Source organism: Pedobacter sp. UC225_65 (assembly GCF_042698365.1).
In the GTDB taxonomy this organism is placed as follows: Bacteria; Bacteroidota; Bacteroidia; order Sphingobacteriales; family Sphingobacteriaceae; genus Pedobacter.
In genome coordinates this window covers 4,135,760-4,151,714 of sequence record NZ_CP170550.1, presented here as the reverse complement: position 1 = coordinate 4,151,714, position 15,955 = coordinate 4,135,760, and the positions used below count along the sequence as shown (strand labels likewise).

Annotated in this window: 17 protein-coding genes, 1 tRNA gene and 2 pseudogenes; 11 read left to right on the top strand and 9 right to left on the bottom strand. The window is 39.9% G+C overall.

The genetic code is table 11. The annotated features are described in order from the left end of the window. The first annotated feature begins 104 nt into the window (after positions 1-104). The 4 genes from ACFJIZ_RS21840 (at position 105) to ACFJIZ_RS21825 (ending at position 2,882) form a co-directional block, all read left to right on the top strand. Entirely contained in the window at positions 105-470 is a 366-nt protein-coding gene (locus ACFJIZ_RS21840; protein ID WP_379089089.1) for a hypothetical protein, read from the top strand. A gap of 209 nt (positions 471-679) precedes the next feature. Beyond that, positions 680-1,105 carry a ferritin gene (locus ACFJIZ_RS21835; RefSeq protein ID WP_379089086.1) on the top strand — a complete coding sequence of 142 codons (426 nt, stop codon included), beginning with the start codon at positions 680-682 and terminating at the stop codon, positions 1,103-1,105. 335 nt (positions 1,106-1,440) lie between these two features. Next, positions 1,441-2,598, top strand: coding sequence for an amino acid permease (locus ACFJIZ_RS21830; protein ID WP_379089083.1), 1,158 nt, complete (start codon positions 1,441-1,443; stop codon positions 2,596-2,598). Between the two features lie 38 nt (positions 2,599-2,636). Beyond that, a complete protein-coding gene (locus tag ACFJIZ_RS21825) occupies positions 2,637-2,882 on the top strand; it encodes a hypothetical protein (RefSeq protein ID WP_379089080.1) in 246 nt (81 codons plus the stop codon). A gap of 149 nt (positions 2,883-3,031) precedes the next feature. Here the strand turns inward: ACFJIZ_RS21825 and ACFJIZ_RS21820 are convergent, their stop codons facing one another. From ACFJIZ_RS21820 to ACFJIZ_RS21800, 5 genes are all read right to left on the bottom strand, one after another. Further along, the gene (locus tag ACFJIZ_RS21820; RefSeq protein WP_379089077.1) at positions 3,032-3,484 is read right to left on the bottom strand and encodes a hypothetical protein; all 453 of its coding nucleotides are present in this window, start codon (positions 3,482-3,484) and stop codon (positions 3,032-3,034) included. A 61-nt stretch (positions 3,485-3,545) separates the two neighbouring features. After that, positions 3,546-4,316, bottom strand: a complete 771-nt coding sequence (locus ACFJIZ_RS21815; RefSeq protein ID WP_379089074.1) for a zinc-dependent metalloprotease — start codon at positions 4,314-4,316, stop codon at positions 3,546-3,548. Then, complete coding sequence (locus ACFJIZ_RS21810; protein ID WP_379089072.1) at positions 4,297-5,523, bottom strand: DUF5117 domain-containing protein; 1,227 nt, start codon at positions 5,521-5,523, stop codon at positions 4,297-4,299. Before ACFJIZ_RS21810 ends, ACFJIZ_RS21815 begins: the two co-directional genes overlap by 20 nt. A gap of 113 nt (positions 5,524-5,636) precedes the next feature. Next, a complete protein-coding gene (locus tag ACFJIZ_RS21805) occupies positions 5,637-7,085 on the bottom strand; it encodes a right-handed parallel beta-helix repeat-containing protein (protein WP_379089069.1) in 1,449 nt (482 codons plus the stop codon). A 107-nt stretch (positions 7,086-7,192) separates the two neighbouring features. After that, positions 7,193-7,265: transfer RNA gene (locus ACFJIZ_RS21800), tRNA-Phe, on the bottom strand. A 238-nt stretch (positions 7,266-7,503) separates the two neighbouring features. Here ACFJIZ_RS21800 and ACFJIZ_RS21795 point away from each other — a divergent pair. Next, positions 7,504-8,800: pseudogene (locus ACFJIZ_RS21795) on the top strand (4Fe-4S dicluster domain-containing protein). Positions 8,801-8,898: 98 nt separating this feature from the next. Beyond that, positions 8,899-9,688, top strand: a pseudogene (locus ACFJIZ_RS21790) ((Fe-S)-binding protein). Positions 9,689-9,875: 187 nt separating this feature from the next. Here ACFJIZ_RS21790 and ACFJIZ_RS21785 read toward each other — a convergent pair. The 3 genes from ACFJIZ_RS21785 to ACFJIZ_RS21775 form a co-directional block, all read right to left on the bottom strand. Further along, positions 9,876-10,613, bottom strand: a complete 738-nt coding sequence (locus ACFJIZ_RS21785) for a DUF3050 domain-containing protein (RefSeq protein ID WP_379089066.1) — start codon at positions 10,611-10,613, stop codon at positions 9,876-9,878. A gap of 125 nt (positions 10,614-10,738) precedes the next feature. Beyond that, positions 10,739-10,891, bottom strand: coding sequence for a hypothetical protein (locus ACFJIZ_RS21780; RefSeq protein WP_379089064.1), 153 nt, complete (start codon positions 10,889-10,891; stop codon positions 10,739-10,741). Further along, the gene (locus ACFJIZ_RS21775) at positions 10,875-11,222 is read right to left on the bottom strand and encodes a hypothetical protein (RefSeq protein ID WP_379089061.1); all 348 of its coding nucleotides are present in this window, start codon (positions 11,220-11,222) and stop codon (positions 10,875-10,877) included. Before ACFJIZ_RS21775 ends, ACFJIZ_RS21780 begins: the two co-directional genes overlap by 17 nt. A 35-nt stretch (positions 11,223-11,257) precedes the next feature. Between ACFJIZ_RS21775 and ACFJIZ_RS21770 the strand changes: the two genes are divergently transcribed. The 4 genes from ACFJIZ_RS21770 to ACFJIZ_RS21755 all read left to right on the top strand — a co-directional run bounded on the left by ACFJIZ_RS21770 (position 11,258) and on the right by ACFJIZ_RS21755 (position 14,248). Continuing rightward, positions 11,258-11,758: an ABC transporter ATPase gene (locus ACFJIZ_RS21770; RefSeq protein WP_379089058.1), complete on the top strand. Its 501-nt coding sequence runs from the start codon at positions 11,258-11,260 to the stop codon at positions 11,756-11,758. A 105-nt stretch (positions 11,759-11,863) separates the two neighbouring features. Beyond that, positions 11,864-13,372 (top strand): AsmA family protein, encoded by a 1,509-nt coding sequence (locus ACFJIZ_RS21765; RefSeq protein WP_379089056.1) that lies wholly within the window; start codon positions 11,864-11,866, stop codon positions 13,370-13,372. After that, a complete protein-coding gene (locus tag ACFJIZ_RS21760) occupies positions 13,354-13,800 on the top strand; it encodes a hypothetical protein (protein WP_379089053.1) in 447 nt (148 codons plus the stop codon). The genes ACFJIZ_RS21765 and ACFJIZ_RS21760 overlap by 19 nt, the downstream gene beginning before the upstream one ends. Then, a complete protein-coding gene (locus ACFJIZ_RS21755; protein WP_379089050.1) occupies positions 13,778-14,248 on the top strand; it encodes a hypothetical protein in 471 nt (156 codons plus the stop codon). The genes ACFJIZ_RS21760 and ACFJIZ_RS21755 overlap by 23 nt, the downstream gene beginning before the upstream one ends. Positions 14,249-14,315: 67 nt before the next feature. Here the strand turns inward: ACFJIZ_RS21755 and mtgA are convergent, their stop codons facing one another. Beyond that, complete coding sequence (gene mtgA, locus ACFJIZ_RS21750; RefSeq protein ID WP_379089047.1) at positions 14,316-15,041, bottom strand: monofunctional biosynthetic peptidoglycan transglycosylase; 726 nt, start codon at positions 15,039-15,041, stop codon at positions 14,316-14,318. An 86-nt stretch (positions 15,042-15,127) separates the two neighbouring features. Between mtgA and ACFJIZ_RS21745 the strand changes: the two genes are divergently transcribed. Then, entirely contained in the window at positions 15,128-15,937 is an 810-nt protein-coding gene (locus ACFJIZ_RS21745) for a LytR/AlgR family response regulator transcription factor (protein WP_379089044.1), read from the top strand. Positions 15,938-15,955 lie beyond the last annotated feature (18 nt).

Genomic DNA, 15,955 nt, shown 5'->3' with positions numbered 1-15,955 from the left:
GGCCAGTGTATCATTTTGATTTAGATAATTTAATATCCATTATCTTTATTTGGAATAAATCCAAATAATTTACATCTTTGCAGTACAAAACATTATTGTAGCAAATGCAGCAGACTTTAAGTTTACCTACCATCAATTTTACCGAAGTATTTAGCACCAAAAATGGCGCTATCTATCAATCAGACAGTGAAAACTGTTGGTATATTGATTTTGCTGGTAAATTGGCTCGTTTTGACTACCGCAACTTGCTGAAACTTAAAAAAGCAGTCTATCAGATCGATATTGAGAACCTGCTGTTGAATAGTGACAAATCTGCCGATGTAGAAATCATCTTCATCTGTGCCTGCGACCACTGTTACGTTTTATCATTGCTACAGATCATCAAATTAAAAGACCTGCTCCAAGGTACCTTCACCATGCTCGAGCTAAATCACATCATTTTTGATCGTTTACATCGAATTGTGAGCTAGTTAGGTAGAATTAGAATCTTTCCATATTGTTATTAAATTCTTTGCTATGATAATATAGCACTAATTTTGTTACTAATTACTTGTATTCAAATAGATAGCAATCATGAAAGATATTATCCGTGTTAAGTGTTTACTTTCGTCAGACGTAGAAACACTGATCGAACCAGCAGATCAAAAAAGAGGCCCATTCGTCAGCAATTTATCTATCAATGGCCTCATGGTGCAACAGAAATGGTTATGATTTCTCTTCTGATTATTTCTTTAAGCAAGCAGAAGAAGAAAGACAACACCAACTTAAATTTTATAAATATGTGTTAGATATGGGTGGAACAGCAATTTCACCTGAAATCACTAACATCAAGATAGAATACAACTCTTTCCGTGAGGTTTTTGAAGATGCCTTAGACCAAGAGATCAGCGTTACCCAATCTATCAAAAACATTGCGGCCCGTTGCCACAAAGAACAAGATTATGTAACACTTGAATTCTTAAACTGGTTCTTTAGAGAGCAAAGAGAAGAAGAATATAAAGCGCGTAGAGCACTAGAATTATTTGATGTAATTGGAGAAGAAGGTACTGGAAGATGGCAGATCGACAAACATGTTGGTCAGATTGTTTACAACAGCGAAGCTTAAACAGTACAACATCCAACTATTTAAAGGTACATATTGCTTAAATATGTACCTTTTTGTTTATATTGACGTTATCAAAGGCCATGTCAAAGAAAGACAAAAAGAAAAAAAACAAGGACAAGAAAAGTCCCAAACGCAAAAAGAAAAAAGAATGTTGCGAAAAGTATCTGAAGGGAAAGCGATGTGACAACTGTCCTTTTGGCTAGACTGCCTATGCGCTATCTACAATTTCTGCTTGCTTAATTTCTTCAATAGCTATTTTTCTTTCCATTTCGGCTCCGCATTTCAATATAAGTTTACATTTTTGCTAAAATTTATCTACAACAATACATCATACATTGAAGCAAGAACAAGAAAACCCTGAATCGCAAAAACTTCAAAGAGGCTTACAGAATAGGCATATCCAATTGATCGCATTGGGCGGTGCCATAGGAACTGGTTTGTTTTTAGGCATTGGTCCGGCAGCAGTATTGGCAGGTCCATCGGTAATTTTAGGTTATGCCCTAGCAGGGGTCATCGCTTTTTTCATCATGCGCCAATTGGGCGAAATGGTTGTAGAAGAGCCTGTATCTGGCAGTTTTAGCCATTTTGCCTATAAATATTGGGGGCCTTTTGCAGGTTTCTCTTCTGGATGGAACTACTGGGTACTTTATATTTTGGTGAGCATGTCTGAATTGACGGCCATTGGTATCTATGTGCATTTTTGGTGGCCAGAAATTCCTTTGTGGACCTCCAGTCTATTCTTTTTCATTGCGATCAATGCCCTCAACCTTACTTCGGTAAAAGTATATGGCGAAGCAGAGTTCTGGTTTTCAATCATCAAAGTAGTAGCCATTATTGCTATGATTATTTTTGGCGTTTATCTGTTGTTCAGTGGACCTGGAGGTGAGCAGGCCAGCATCAAAAACCTTTGGAATGATGGTGGTTTCTTTCCGAAAGGTTTGTTCAGTACCGATGCAAAAGGAGGTTTTCAAGGCTTATTTGCAGCCATAGCTTTGATCATGTTCTCTTTTGGAGGACTGGAGCTCATCGGAATCACAGCTGCCGAGGCGGAAAACCCTGAAAAAACGATCCCTAAAGCTACGAACCAAGTCATTTACCGTATCCTTATTTTTTATGTAGGTGCCTTGATCATTCTTTTTTCACTCTCACCATGGAAAAGCATCACCACAGACAGTAGCCCTTTTGTAATGGTATTTGAGACTTTAAAGGGTTTTCAGTTCAACTTGTTTGGCAACACGATTTATTTTACCAGCATCATTGCCAATGTACTGAACCTCATAGTGCTTACAGCGGCCTTATCAGTATATAACAGCTGTGTATATAGCAATAGCCGCATGTTGTATGGATTGGCCCAACAAGGTAATGCACCTGCTTTTTTATCCAAACTGAACAAAAGCCATGTACCTGTTAAAGCGATTTTGGTATCTGGTCTATTTGCGGCAATCTGTATTGTGATCAATAAACTTATTCCTGAGAAGGCATTAGAGTCTTGATGTCTTTGGTGGTATCATCGTTAATCATCAATTGGTTGATGATCACAATTACCCATTTCAAATTTAAAAAAGCCAAACAGGCGGCTGGTATCCAGACCAAATTCCCATCGTTTATCTATCCATTATCCAATTACATCTGTTTGGTCTTCCTAGTTGGTATTTTGGTGATCATGTGGATTACGGGACTAAAAATATCCGTTGAATTGATACCAGGCTGGCTATTGCTGCTGTATATCTGTTATCTTTTGGTAAAGCGAAACAAAGAAAAACAGGTTAAGCTTTAAGCTGGTTATTTAACCATTCCAGAAAGGGTCAATTGCAAAATCAATTGATTCGTTATCTAAATTTCCATTCAACCAAAAAAACCCTAGCTTATGCTGGGGCTTTTGATTTATAGTTATACAGAACTATCAATTACTTAACAAAATCGCATCTAATGCACAATTTCATCATTCAGGAAATCCATGTTCGGCATGCCGATTGGTGCACCCGGTGGGATAGCAATCGAGGCTGGTGCCTGAAATTTACTTGGATCTGCCTTAAACGCATCCATCTGTACCAATGCAAACAACATATTGGCTTTTAGGTTAGGTTCTGCCGTAGGCAATTGCGCATTGATGAAACTTTTTAATTCCTCTAGCTTTAACAAGGCCTGCCCTCTTACAATTTTAGAGGTATTGGTACTGGCGGCCAATTGCAAAAGGTACCTCATCACCTCGTTATTTACCATGGTTTGTAGCTCGCCTTTGTAACCTTCTGGTAAAGGTGCTTTCCATGTTTTTTCAAGCAATTTATCTACCACAGCCATAAAACCTGGCTGGCGGCTATCTCTTGCTTTATACTCGATCAAACGCGCTGCCCGCTCTCCATCTAACAAATAAGACAAGGTGGTACTTACCGCAGATTCTGCAGCTGCAATAGGATCAAAAGTTGGGCCTGTATTGCCACTAAATGTCTCGATAGAAGATGGATAACCTGATGGACGTGGTGGAATTTTCGAGAATCAGTGCATCTGGCAGGGCCAATGCCTCTGGTGTAATGGTGCCCATTAAAGATTCGAGGGCACTCCATTGCACGGCTGGATCCACCATTTTTGTAGGCATCTGTCCATCATTTTTTACAGCATGGGTAAAATACAGTCCGCCAACAAATTTCGCAACTGCCTCTACCTGATAACGATGCAAGAGATAAATAGGCACCAATACCTCTTCTAACGTAGCCATTGGCGCACCTTGCGGGATTGCTTTTTCAGAAAATTCGTCCAATACCTTTCTGCGCACCTTCATGATGTTTGCCATTTGCGCAATCGGGTCTTTGCCTACTTCCCATTGATTTGAATTTGGATGTACGTTGCCTCCAATATCTGGGATGTATTCGAAACCTTGTTTTAGGGTTTCGTTCATGATCTTATCCAGTTCGGCATTTTCGTCAGCCCCTTTTTTAAATTCGCTATAGGCCCAGATCACCGAACGTTTGTCCCAACTTCCGATTTCTTCGGTGTAGGAATCTGAAATGTCCAAGGTCCCATCAGCTTTTAAAGAAAATTTTGGGAAAGGATAATCCATTACCGAGGCACGGTCTTTCGGACTTGCGGCAAAATTATGGTTGAAACCTAAGGTATGCCCTATTTCGTGGGCCGACAACTGTCTGATTCTTTTCAGAGCCAGTTCTTCTATTTCTTTTGGCACTTTTTTTCCATCAATATAGGGTTGTAACAAGCCGATGGTCGATCAGGTAATCTTGTCTGTGGCGATCAGAGCCCAAAGTCACTACCCCTTTGATGATCTCGCCAGTACGGGGATCAATGTAAGATGAGCCGAAAGAAAAGGCACGTGCCGGATTGCCTGATCTCGTAATCCAGTTTACGATGTTGTAACGGATATCCATTGGATCGGCACCTTCTGGCAGTTCCTTCACTTGGAAAGCATTTTTAAAACCGGCAGCTTCAAATGCGGCATTCCACCAGGCTCCACCATCCAATAATGCTTTTCTGATGGGTTCTGGCACCCCACGCGACAGATAATATACAATGGGTTTTACAGGCTCGCTCATGGCGGCATTTGGATCCTTCTTGATCAAACGGTGTCTTCTGATTGTTCTTTTGACCATAGATTCAGACATGGGTGCAGAAAAATCCAGATAACTGAATTGCCCTGATGCCGATCTTGGATCAAACTTGCGCATCTGGAAACCTGCTTCTGGCAAAGCGATAAAAGATTGGTGCATGTTCACGGTAACTGCCGACGGATCTGGTGCAATGTTTCCACCACCACTACCCACAAAGGTAACCATAGCCTCAAACTCTGTATTTTGAGGGAAATTTTTAGTATTGGGCATATACACTACCGAGCGGGTTTCGTCCAAACGATATCCCCCAGCTGCACCTGTATTTCTTCCACCACTCGAGCCTAATCTCGATCCTATGCCCTGGCTATCGCGAACAATAAAGGGCGTCAGATCGATCAGGTATTTATCATTTTCAGCTGCTACCGGAACAAAACCGAAAACAACAGATTTTGCAAAATTGCTTTCTACTGCATTGATCTCATCCTTATTTTTTGAGTCGGCCCTGTAATTGACTACAGGTTGAATCAATAAGACTTTTGTACCTTCTTTTACAAATCTGAGCATAGACGAGGAAGCTTGCCCTCTTTCAGGACCTCCATTGCCCACACCTGTGGATAGCGAACTGAAATATAAAAAATCTTGACCCAATTTATCAACCTCCAACAAGATCTTACCCGTCTTCTCGTCGTAGTAAAAGTTAAAATAACCTTCAAACTTTTTTAATCCTTGTGTAGTTGAGGTGATGGTAGCGGTTGGTTTGGCCTCCGTTCGATTTGGAGGTACGGAAGTTGGATTCTGTGCATAGGATACCGGGCCTAGGGCTAATAATCCTATCACTAATTTGGCAGAAAACTTCATTACATAAAATGTTTGAGATGATTGATTTGTTGATTAACTAAATATATCAATATCTCTTAATTTTATTCGCATTTATTGCCTTCTACCACTAATCCTTTACAAAGCGCACGTGTCTAATATTTAATATCCAATTTGAGTTTTTTCAACAAAGAGAATGGATATCTTTTGGCATCTATACGTTTAGACGGACTGCTGCCTGTTGTTACGTTTTGCAACTTTTCCTTCCCAATGATGTTTCCGCTAAAAGTATTGCTTTTCCAGGCAACCGCTGCGTAGGGTATTGATCCTTTACTGAACACCGCAGTTGCGGCATTATCATACTGGATGATATTATTAGTAAAAACTACATTTTTGGGTACCCCATGTTCTATATCAACGAGTTCTATTTTTACAGAATCTTTACTGGTATTTAAAAAAATATTCCCCGAAACCAGTGTGCTATCCGTAACCAAGGCAAAATTGAACAAGCGCTTCCGTTGATTGCCATCATTTACACTCAGGTTATTCCTGATGATACTATTCGTTGTCATCTTACTTTTTTCGTTAATGGCATCTGAGATCACCAGCATAAAACCACCTTCATTGTCGTGGCTATAATTGTTTTGGATAATGGTATTGTTGCAGTTTCCATCAATATCAAATGATTGCCCATCGTTAGACCAATCTTGGTTTTTGGTGTAGGCTACCTCATTATACTCGATCAAAGTATTATCGCTACTGTGTGGCCATATGCCTACGGCATTGTCTTTGGCTCTTGTTCTGATATGAAACAGTCGATTATGTGTGATCAAAGCCCCATCAAATGCTTTAACCACAATCCCATCTCCACCGATGTCTTCCAGTGTGCAACCTCTGATCACTAGGTTTTTATTCGGGAACCAGTTGTCGCGGAAACCAAAAGTACCATTTCCTCTTATCCCATTCCGGTCTACCCTTTCTAGCCTACAATACTCAATCAATAGGTTTTCAATACGACTGGGTTTCGGTCCTTGGCAGTCCCAGAAAATACCGTGACCTTCCTTACTTCCCTTTTTATTATCGCCATTCACATCGTGTATATACAGATTGTAGAGATGGATATTGGAGATTGTTCCGATATTCTCTGCCAAAATGCGCACACCTGTTGGTCCCGTTTTTTGTTCTTTTACAGTTGAATCCAGGTTAGAGATATCCAAATAACTGAGCACTATATTACTGATGTTTTGAAGGAGTACGACATCTTTAAACTTACCCTCGGCAGCAATTTGGGGCAGTGTCCCTTTTCCATAAGCACTAAATAGAATGGGTTGCGTTTGGGTACCCGAACCTTTGGGTACGAGCTGTCCCCGCCATTTACTTCCCCGTTTAAACAATACCTGATCACCTGGTTTAAATGTTTGGGCATTGACCTTGGTTAAGGTTTTCCATGCCTGTTTTATATTTGTACCTATATGGGTATCATTTCCATTTTCGCTGTCTATAAAATACTGGGTAGGCTTTATCAAGCTATTTGCCTGTAAAGTTGTGGGCATGATCAAACCTGTAAAGGTCAATAGGAAGCCATAAAAGATTGCTCTGGTCATTTTCAACGGGTAATTGTTTTTCACGTTTAAAGCTAATCAAATAGTTTTAAAGGTAGAGAGATGGGTTGGAATCAAAAAAGCTCCAGATTTCTCTGAAGCTTTTCAAGTGGTATGGGCCGGGATCGAACCGGCGACACATGGATTTTCAGTCCATTGCTCTACCGACTGAGCTACCGTACCTACTTCCCGTTTGGGATTGCAAATGTAGTGTCTTTTTTTGAAAGCTAAAACATTTTTTGATATTTCTTTTCTTAAAACATGTACAAGCCTATATACCCACTCTAAATCAACTATTTACAAGCCCAAAAAAATCATTATTATTCATATCGATTCTAAATTTTTAATTTTATGCATGCATAGTAATCTATTTTAAGATTAAAACTTTTAACTTAGCCATACCAAGTATGACTAATAAACTATGGCCTCACAGATTATCTTCATCATTTTAACATTAACAGGCGTTGCGCTTTTTGCCTATAATGCCCGAAAAGTAATTCGGAATATTAAAATAGGTAAACCTGCAAACCGCAATGACCAACCTGCAAAAAGGTTGATGACCATGCTAAAAGTTGCTTTTGGGCAAACTAAAATGGCAGCTAGGCCTATCCCGTTCTTATTACACTTAGTGGTTTATCTAGGCTTTGTGATCATTAACCTGGAAGTGCTAGAGATCATGATCGATGGCATTTTCGGCACACACCGTGTATTTGCCGGACTAGGTGGTTTTTATAACTTCCTGATCGGTTCTTTTGAGTTTTTAGCCATTGGGGTTTGGTTGGCCTGTGCCATTTTCCTGATCAGGAGAAACATCTTAAAACTGAAACGTTTTAGTGGTGTAGAAATGAAATCGTGGCCAAAATCTGATGCCAACTACATCTTGATTGACCGAAATATTGCTGATGTCGGCCTTTTTATTGATGAACGCTGCTGATGCCAAACTACAGGCCATGAACGAAGGTCATTACATCAGTGCGGGCGCTTTTCCGGTAAGTGTTTACCTACAAGGTTTATTGCCGAGTACAGCAAGCAGTTTGATCATCATCGAAAGGGTTTGCTGGTGGTTCCATATCGTAGGTATCTTTGCATTTTTGAACTACCTTCCCTATTCTAAGCATTTCCACATCATGTTTGCCTTTCCAAATACCTATTTTTCTAATTTGGAGCCAAAGGGCGAATTTACCAATATGGCCAGTGTAACCAATGAAGTAAAAGCGATGCTCGACCCTTCTTTTGTTCCGGCAGAAACTGCCCCAGGTAAATTTGGGGCTAAGGATGTAAATGACCTGAGTTGGATCAACCTCATGAATGCCTATACCTGCACAGAGTGTGGTCGTTGTACTTCTGCCTGCCCAGCGAATATGACTGGCAAATTATTGTCACCACGCAAGATCATGATGGATACCCGCGACCGTTTAGAGGAAGTAGGCAAAAACATAGATAAACATGGAGCTGACCACCAAGACGGAAAAGCTTTATTAGACGATTACATTACCCGTGAGGAGATTTGGGCTTGTACCAGCTGTAATGCCTGTACCGAAGCTTGTCCGATCAATATCGATCCTTTAGCGATCATTGTTGAGTTACGCCGTTTTGCGGTAATGGAAGAATCTGTTGCTCCTGCAAGCATCAACGCCATGTTGGGCAATGTAGAAAACAATGGCGCACCTTGGAAATATTCTCCGGCCGATAGATTCAATTGGGCGCAGGAAGGATAGTTTTCGGTTAAAGAAGTAAAAAAAGAAATAAAGAGTAAGGATTAGATGAGTCAGGTCTTGACACTTGACACTAAATACTTGATACTAAATAATTAAAAATGGAATTTAAAGTACCAACAATGGCCGAATTACTGGCCATGGGCGAAGAGCCTGAAATATTGTTCTGGGTTGGTTGTGCTGGGAGTTACGATGAAAGAGCACAAAAAATCACCAGGGATATCTGCAAGATTCTACATCACGTAGGAATCAAATATGCCGTGTTGGGCACTGAAGAAAGCTGTACCGGTCAATCCGGCAAAAAGAGCTGGGAACGAATTTCTTTTCCAGATGCAGGCCATGACCAATATTGAAGTGTTAAATGGCTATAATGTTAAAAAAATAGTAACGGGCTGTCCGCACTGTTTCAACACCATTAAAAACGAATACCCTGGTTTGGGTGGCACTTATGAGGTAATCCACCATACCCAACTGATACAAGACCTGATCAATGAAGGCAAGCTGAAAGCCGAAGGTGGCGAAAGTTTCAAAGGCCGTAAGATCACCTTCCACGACCCTTGCTACCTTGGCCGTGGCAACGGGGTATACGAGGCCCCACGCAAAGCCTTAGAGGTTTTGGATGCTCAACTGGTAGAAATGAAACGTTGCAAAAGCAATGGCCTTTGTTGCGGTGCAGGTGGCGCACAGATGTTCAAAGAACCAGAAAAAGGCAATAAGGATGTGAACATAGAGCGTATTGAAGAGGCTTTATCAACCGAACCACAAGTAATTGCAGCAGGTTGTCCTTTCTGTATGACCATGTTAAGTGATGGGGTAAAATTAAAAGACAAAGATCAAGAGGTTAAAGTATTGGATATTGCGGAGATTACGGCTAGAGCGAATGGGTTGTAGTGCAACTTAGTTAGTCCTGAGTCAATAGTCTAGAGTCGATAGTCTTTTAATTTAACTGGATGCCAAAAGCATACGGCTTAGTTAACTAAACCTGATGGTAATGGACACGCTCCCGATTGATCGGGAGCAGTAAAATGGACAGCAGGGCTATCGTAGCCAAGCGCACTGCAACTTTTGTTTACAACAGCTATCCGACAGCAACACTTACCCGCGCCATGATCTCGTTATAGGCACCATCCCAAAGTTGGATACGTTTTTCCAGAGATTGGAGGGTTAATTGTGCTGCTTCTGCCCAATATTCTTCCTCATCACCACAAAGTTTCGCCGTCATTTCTAAAGCCAAATGGCTATGGTGGTCGCCATCAACTTCGATGTGTCTTTCTAGGTAATATTTAAAGATGGAAATGCTTTCTGGAAAGTTTTGGTGGATGTCGTTAACAATGGAAATGAACATCCCTGGAATCAAATCTTCTCTACCAAAAGTAAAAACTGCCGATTGTACATGGTTTTTATTGCTGTCGATTACCTGAAAAGTAAAATCAACAAATGCTTGTGCTGCCATTGGCACTTCAGCAACCTGAAATGCTGTCTGCAGATCACCCGTTTCCTTCAAATTGGCGATAAATTTTTCGATAGGTGCAGTATCCGCACCACACTGGGCCATCGCATCCAGATAAAGCTCAAAATGGCTTTTCCTTACCCCAAAACTGTCAATATCAGACTCCTCTCCAGCTACGATTTCATTGATCAAGTATCTTGTATCTGCAGGTCCTGTAGGGAACCAAGGCACCGATGTACAAGTAAGGTGCTGTTGCAAAGACTTTAATAAAGACATAAAATCCCATACGGCATAGATATGATATTGCATAAAGATCTTAAGGTCTTCTATTTCCTTGATCGCAGCATATACTTTATGGTTGATCATCTTTGTCTTAAGGGCTCGATCGCCTTTTGGATTTTTTCTAATGATGCACTCATCTTCTACTCTTTTTGCTCAGATTTTGGGGTTAAAAACTAAGCTGCAAAGATAAGTGTTTTGCTATAAAAAGCTTATTTGTTAGCCGATAAGGTTAAACTATTGACACTTCTCAAACTTTCGCCCAAAGCATTCAACTGTTCTACATCTATATTTTTTAAGGGAATAACCATATAGGTTGTGGTAGAATCGATTTCGCCCTTGCGGTCGTTACGGTATCTGTACAATTACATCGTCGTTTTTGGTGCGCAGATAAAGCTCACCTTTTTCTGCATTGCCATAATAATCCAAGGTCTTAAACCGCGACAGGTTAAAGGCATAATATTCAACTTTTCCGCTGTTATATACTTTACGATACCTACAAAAACCTGTGTTGGTAACATTCAGTTCAATTCGTTTGAGCTCTTTACCTTGGGCTTCATTATCGTAATATTTGTTGAGCAGGTTCTGTATAATTACGGTATGGTCTTCAGGGATGTCAAAACCCGAAAACACAAAGAAGGTAAGGAAAGCAGAAAAGAGAACACACTTTTTTAAGTTCAATGTAAACTTTTTCATCAGCGAATATATTTAACGAACCTAATTTAAATAAAATGGTAAATTTGGTTATGATTTTTTCTCCACAATCTAAAGTTTGGATTTACCAAAGTAGTCGTCAGTTTACCACAACCGAGGCTGAAGAAATACAAGGTAAACTAAATGCTTTTACAGCGCAATGGAAAGCACATGGACATCAGCTCAATGCCAAAGCTGAGCTACCTTACCGTTTTTTCATCGTTCTGATTGTAGATCAAGATGCGGCTTCGGCCACTGGCTGCTCTATCGATGCTTCGGTAAGAGTCATCAAAGAAATTGAAAATACCTACGGTGTAGATCTTTTCAACAGGTTTAATATGGCCTACAAAATAGATGGCGAGGTACATGTAAACAGCAAAGAGGACTTTGAAACGCTGATCACCATCAAAAAAATCACTCCACAGACCATTGTATTCAATAACCTGGTACAAACACTGGAAGAATACGAACAGAAGTGGGAAGTAGCCATTGCAGATAGCTGGCATAGCTCTATTTTTGCCGAACAGTTAAACGCCTGATCTTATTCTACTAAACATTAAGGGATTTTTTTTGTTATATTTAATAACATCAAAAACCTATCTATGTCGCGTTGGCTCAAAATTTCCCTCAAAGTATTAGCCGCTATGGTTATACTTATCATTTTGGTATGGCTCGGTGCCGCCTACTATATCAATCATAACAACCAAAAAATACTGGCTACAATCCTTAAGCAGCTAAACCAGAACGTTAATGGCAAGATACAGGTCAATAGCATGGAAACGACGCTGTTGAGAGGTTTTCCGGGGGTTTCTGTATCGTTAAAAAAGGTACAGCTTAGAGACAGTTTATGGGCACAACACAAACACGACCTTTTAAATGCGGATGATATTGACGTATCCCTAAATATCTTCTCACTGATTGCAGGCGACATCAAAATCAACAAAATTGGGATCAACAACGCAGGCATTTATGTGTACACAGACAGTACTGGCTACAGCAATACCAGCATGTTCAAATCTAACAATGCTACAAAATCCAAAAGCAAAAAAGACCAAACAGCCTTCCAAATCAGACGTGTAGATTTTAATAATGTAAACCTAACCGTAGACAACCAGAGAAGATTTAAACTTTTCCATTTTTTGGTAGATGAACTGAAAGGCAAAATTGATTATCCTGATTCTGGATGGAATGGGAACCTTAAGCTTAAAACAGCCATCAAAAGCTTTGCCTTTAACACCAGAAAGGGAAGTTTTTTAAAAGACAAAACACTTGAAGGCACCTTGATTGCCCACTACAATAACGAAACAAAAGTAGTAACCATTGATCAAGAAAAGCTAAAGATTGGAGGTGATGATTTTTATATCGGCGCCAAAATAGACCTTGCCAAAAACGAATCGGCTTTTGCCATTGATGTAAGGGCCGATAAAATCTTGTACAAGAACATCTCTCTCCTTTTGGCTCCAAATATTTCGTCGAAGCTCTTAAAGTTTGCCATAGATGAACCAATAGCTGTTGTTGGACACATTATAGACGACGGACATAAAAATGGCACAGATCCTTTGATCGATGTACGCATGACGGTTAAAAACAATACGGTTACCTTCCCTTCGGGCCAATTGACCCAATGTAATTTTACAGGAACCTTTACCAATAGAGATACTGTAGGCAAAGCCATAGGCGATGAAAATTCGGCCATTCGTTTTTATGCCCTAACAGGCGATTATTACAATGCGCCACTCAAGGTAGACACTTTTGCGATCACCAATTTGGCCAAACCACTTGCCGCTGGTTTTGTAACGTCACAGTTTCCTTTAGAGAAACTGAACAGTTCTATTGGTGGCGAAACCTTTAATTTTAAAAATGGCACGGCCGATGTAAGGTTATACTGCAAAGCAGACATCGATAATTTTAGATTTACCAAACCTATCTTATCAGGCAATGTGGTGATCAAAAATGCCGATATTACTTATGTACCGCGAAACATGAAATTGGTGAACAGTTCGTTGACACTCAACTTTAACCAAAAAGACCTCAACATTACCAATAGCAGGTTCCAATTGGGCAAAAGTATATTGAATATGAATTGCTCGATCCAGAATTTTCTAAACTTCTATTATACTGACCCTGAGAAGACTTGGTCGACCTTAAACTGAATAGTCCACAACTGTCATTAAGTGAGTTTATGTCCTTTTTAGGGCCAAGAAAATCAGTAAAACGAAAACCACCAACCAAAAACTCCATTAAAGAAGTATCAGACCAACTGAATGCGGTATTGGAAGCTTCAAAAATGAACATCCAATTAACCGTTAACAAGGCCATCTACAATCGTTTTGTAGCCACCAACCTCAATGCCAGTATTTCTTTATTGGGAGATGGGGTATATTTCAATAAGATCAATGTAAACCATGCAGGTGGAAGTCTGAACTTGACAGGAAACATCAAACAATCTGGTGCCATCAACAAGTTTGTGATCAATTCGGTCAATCAGCAAGGTAAGTGTAAAGGATTTCTTTTATGCTTTCGACAACTTTGGACAAACCTCCATCACCAACAAAAACTTGAAGGGTTACCTCTCTGCTAAAGTAAATGCTTCTGGCAGCATTACAGAAAAGGGCGACATTGTAAAAAGGTCAATGTACGGACAGGTCATCTTCAATTTGAGCAATGCTGCCTTGGTCGGTTTTGAGCCTATAGAAAAAGTTGGCAAGTTTGCTTTCCCGAACCGGGACTTATCTAACATTGCCATCGAAAAATTAGATGGAACATTGACTTTAAACGGCGACAAGATCAACATCAGCCCCATGCAGGTTAATTCTAGCGTGTTGAATTTTAACGTAAAAGGTGTTTATGGGCTGAGTAATGGAACAAACATTGCAATGGACATCCCTTTAAGAAACCCTAAAAAGGACGAAAAGATTACCGATAAGGAAGAAAAACAATTGGCTAGGATGAAAGGTATTGTTTTACATCTCAAAGCAATAGAAGAAGACGGAAAGCTCAAAATCAGATGGAATAAGGACCATGATTAGAAAGGTTTAGAGTTCAAAGTTGAAGGTTAAAAGTTGAAAGTTTACACTTTTAACTTTCAACTCTTATCTAAAAATCAAGTGGGCCTAACCTTTGCATATTCCTCATGATCAAATATTGACGGTGTCTGATATAACCGGTTGGTCTTTTAGGGGTCCAACGCAAAGGATTAGGAAAACAGGCCGCAATTAATGCGGCTTCGCTTCTGGTTAATTTGGTACACGACTTGTGGTAATACGTCTGGGCTGCAGCTTCTGCTCCATAAATCCCATCGCCCATTTCTATTACATTCAAATAGACTTCTAAAATCCGCTCTTTGCTCCAAAGTAGCTCGATCAATAAGGTAAAATAAGCTTCAAATGCCTTTCTGATGTATGACCTTCCCGGCCAAAGAAACACATTTTTAGCCGTCTGTTGTGAGATGGTGCTTCCACCCTTTACCTTTTTCCCTTTGGCATTACTGGCATAGGCTTTTTCAATGGCCTTGATATCAAAACCCATGTGCTGCAAAAACAGTTGGTCTTCTGCAGACACTGCGGCCCTTTTCATGTTGTCAGAAATATCCTCAAACTTCACCCACTTCTTTTCTATTTTACCAGGTTTATCGGCATCTTTGCGCTCCCAATTTCGTTGGACCATTAATAAGGTAATTGGCGGATTGATAAACCGATAGGCCAAAACCCAGATTACACTGAACAAGAAAAACCACAACAATACCTTACCTGCAATAAGGCCGATCCTTTTAAATAGAGGTCGCTTAGTTTGGTTTGTAGGTTTCGCTTTTCTTTTTGCCATTGCTACAAAGGTAAATAAAGTATTTAATTCGTGATGATTTTCCTATTTTTGAAGATAGCACAATTGTTTTATACATTTTTAGGGCAATGGTTAAAATAAAACAACAGATCTTCAATAGCGAAAACCTTAAAACACAATTGTTATTGGTAGTGGCATTCATTATTGTTTTCACCATTTTTCAAGACTTTCTCCATTCTAATTTCAACAACTACAATTTTTACTTTTCAGAGTCGCTCTTGTTCAAGTCTTTTTGGTTCTTGTTTCTCCCTCTTTTACTTATCCAATCTAAATCCTTAAAAACCTATCTACACCCAAAGTGCAACAAAGCAGTAGTTGTCTTGCTTTCGGTCGTTCTCCCGTCAATCCTACATCTGTTATTGTTTCCTATTGTAGTCTGGATCTTATCGGCTTTATTTTTCGATCATACCTACAGCATTTTAGCCACCTTAAATTATACCCTATCCGAAGACCTTTACAAATACATCCTGATATATGGATCCGCCGCCCTGATCTTTAGCTATAGAAAAACTCCATATCCATCAAGTAATCTTCCAATTCCCTTTCTTCAAAAAATAACAGTCAATATGGGAAGAAACTACATTACCATTCCGGTAGAGGATATTCTGTTCATCGCTGCTTCGGCTCCTTACATTGCCATCCATACCGCAGAAAACAGCCATCTTCATACAGAAACCTTGAAGTCTATGTCCGACAAATTAGACCCGCAACAGTTCATCAGGGTACACAAGTCAACCGTGATCAATATCAACAAAGTGGTTTCCTACAAATCGAGGTTAAATGGCGATTATGACCTCCTTCTCAGCACTGGAGAAACAGTAAGGTTAAGCAGGAACTATGCACAATCATATAAGCAACTCCTCCACTCAACCCAATAGCTCATCAGGATAACCTAT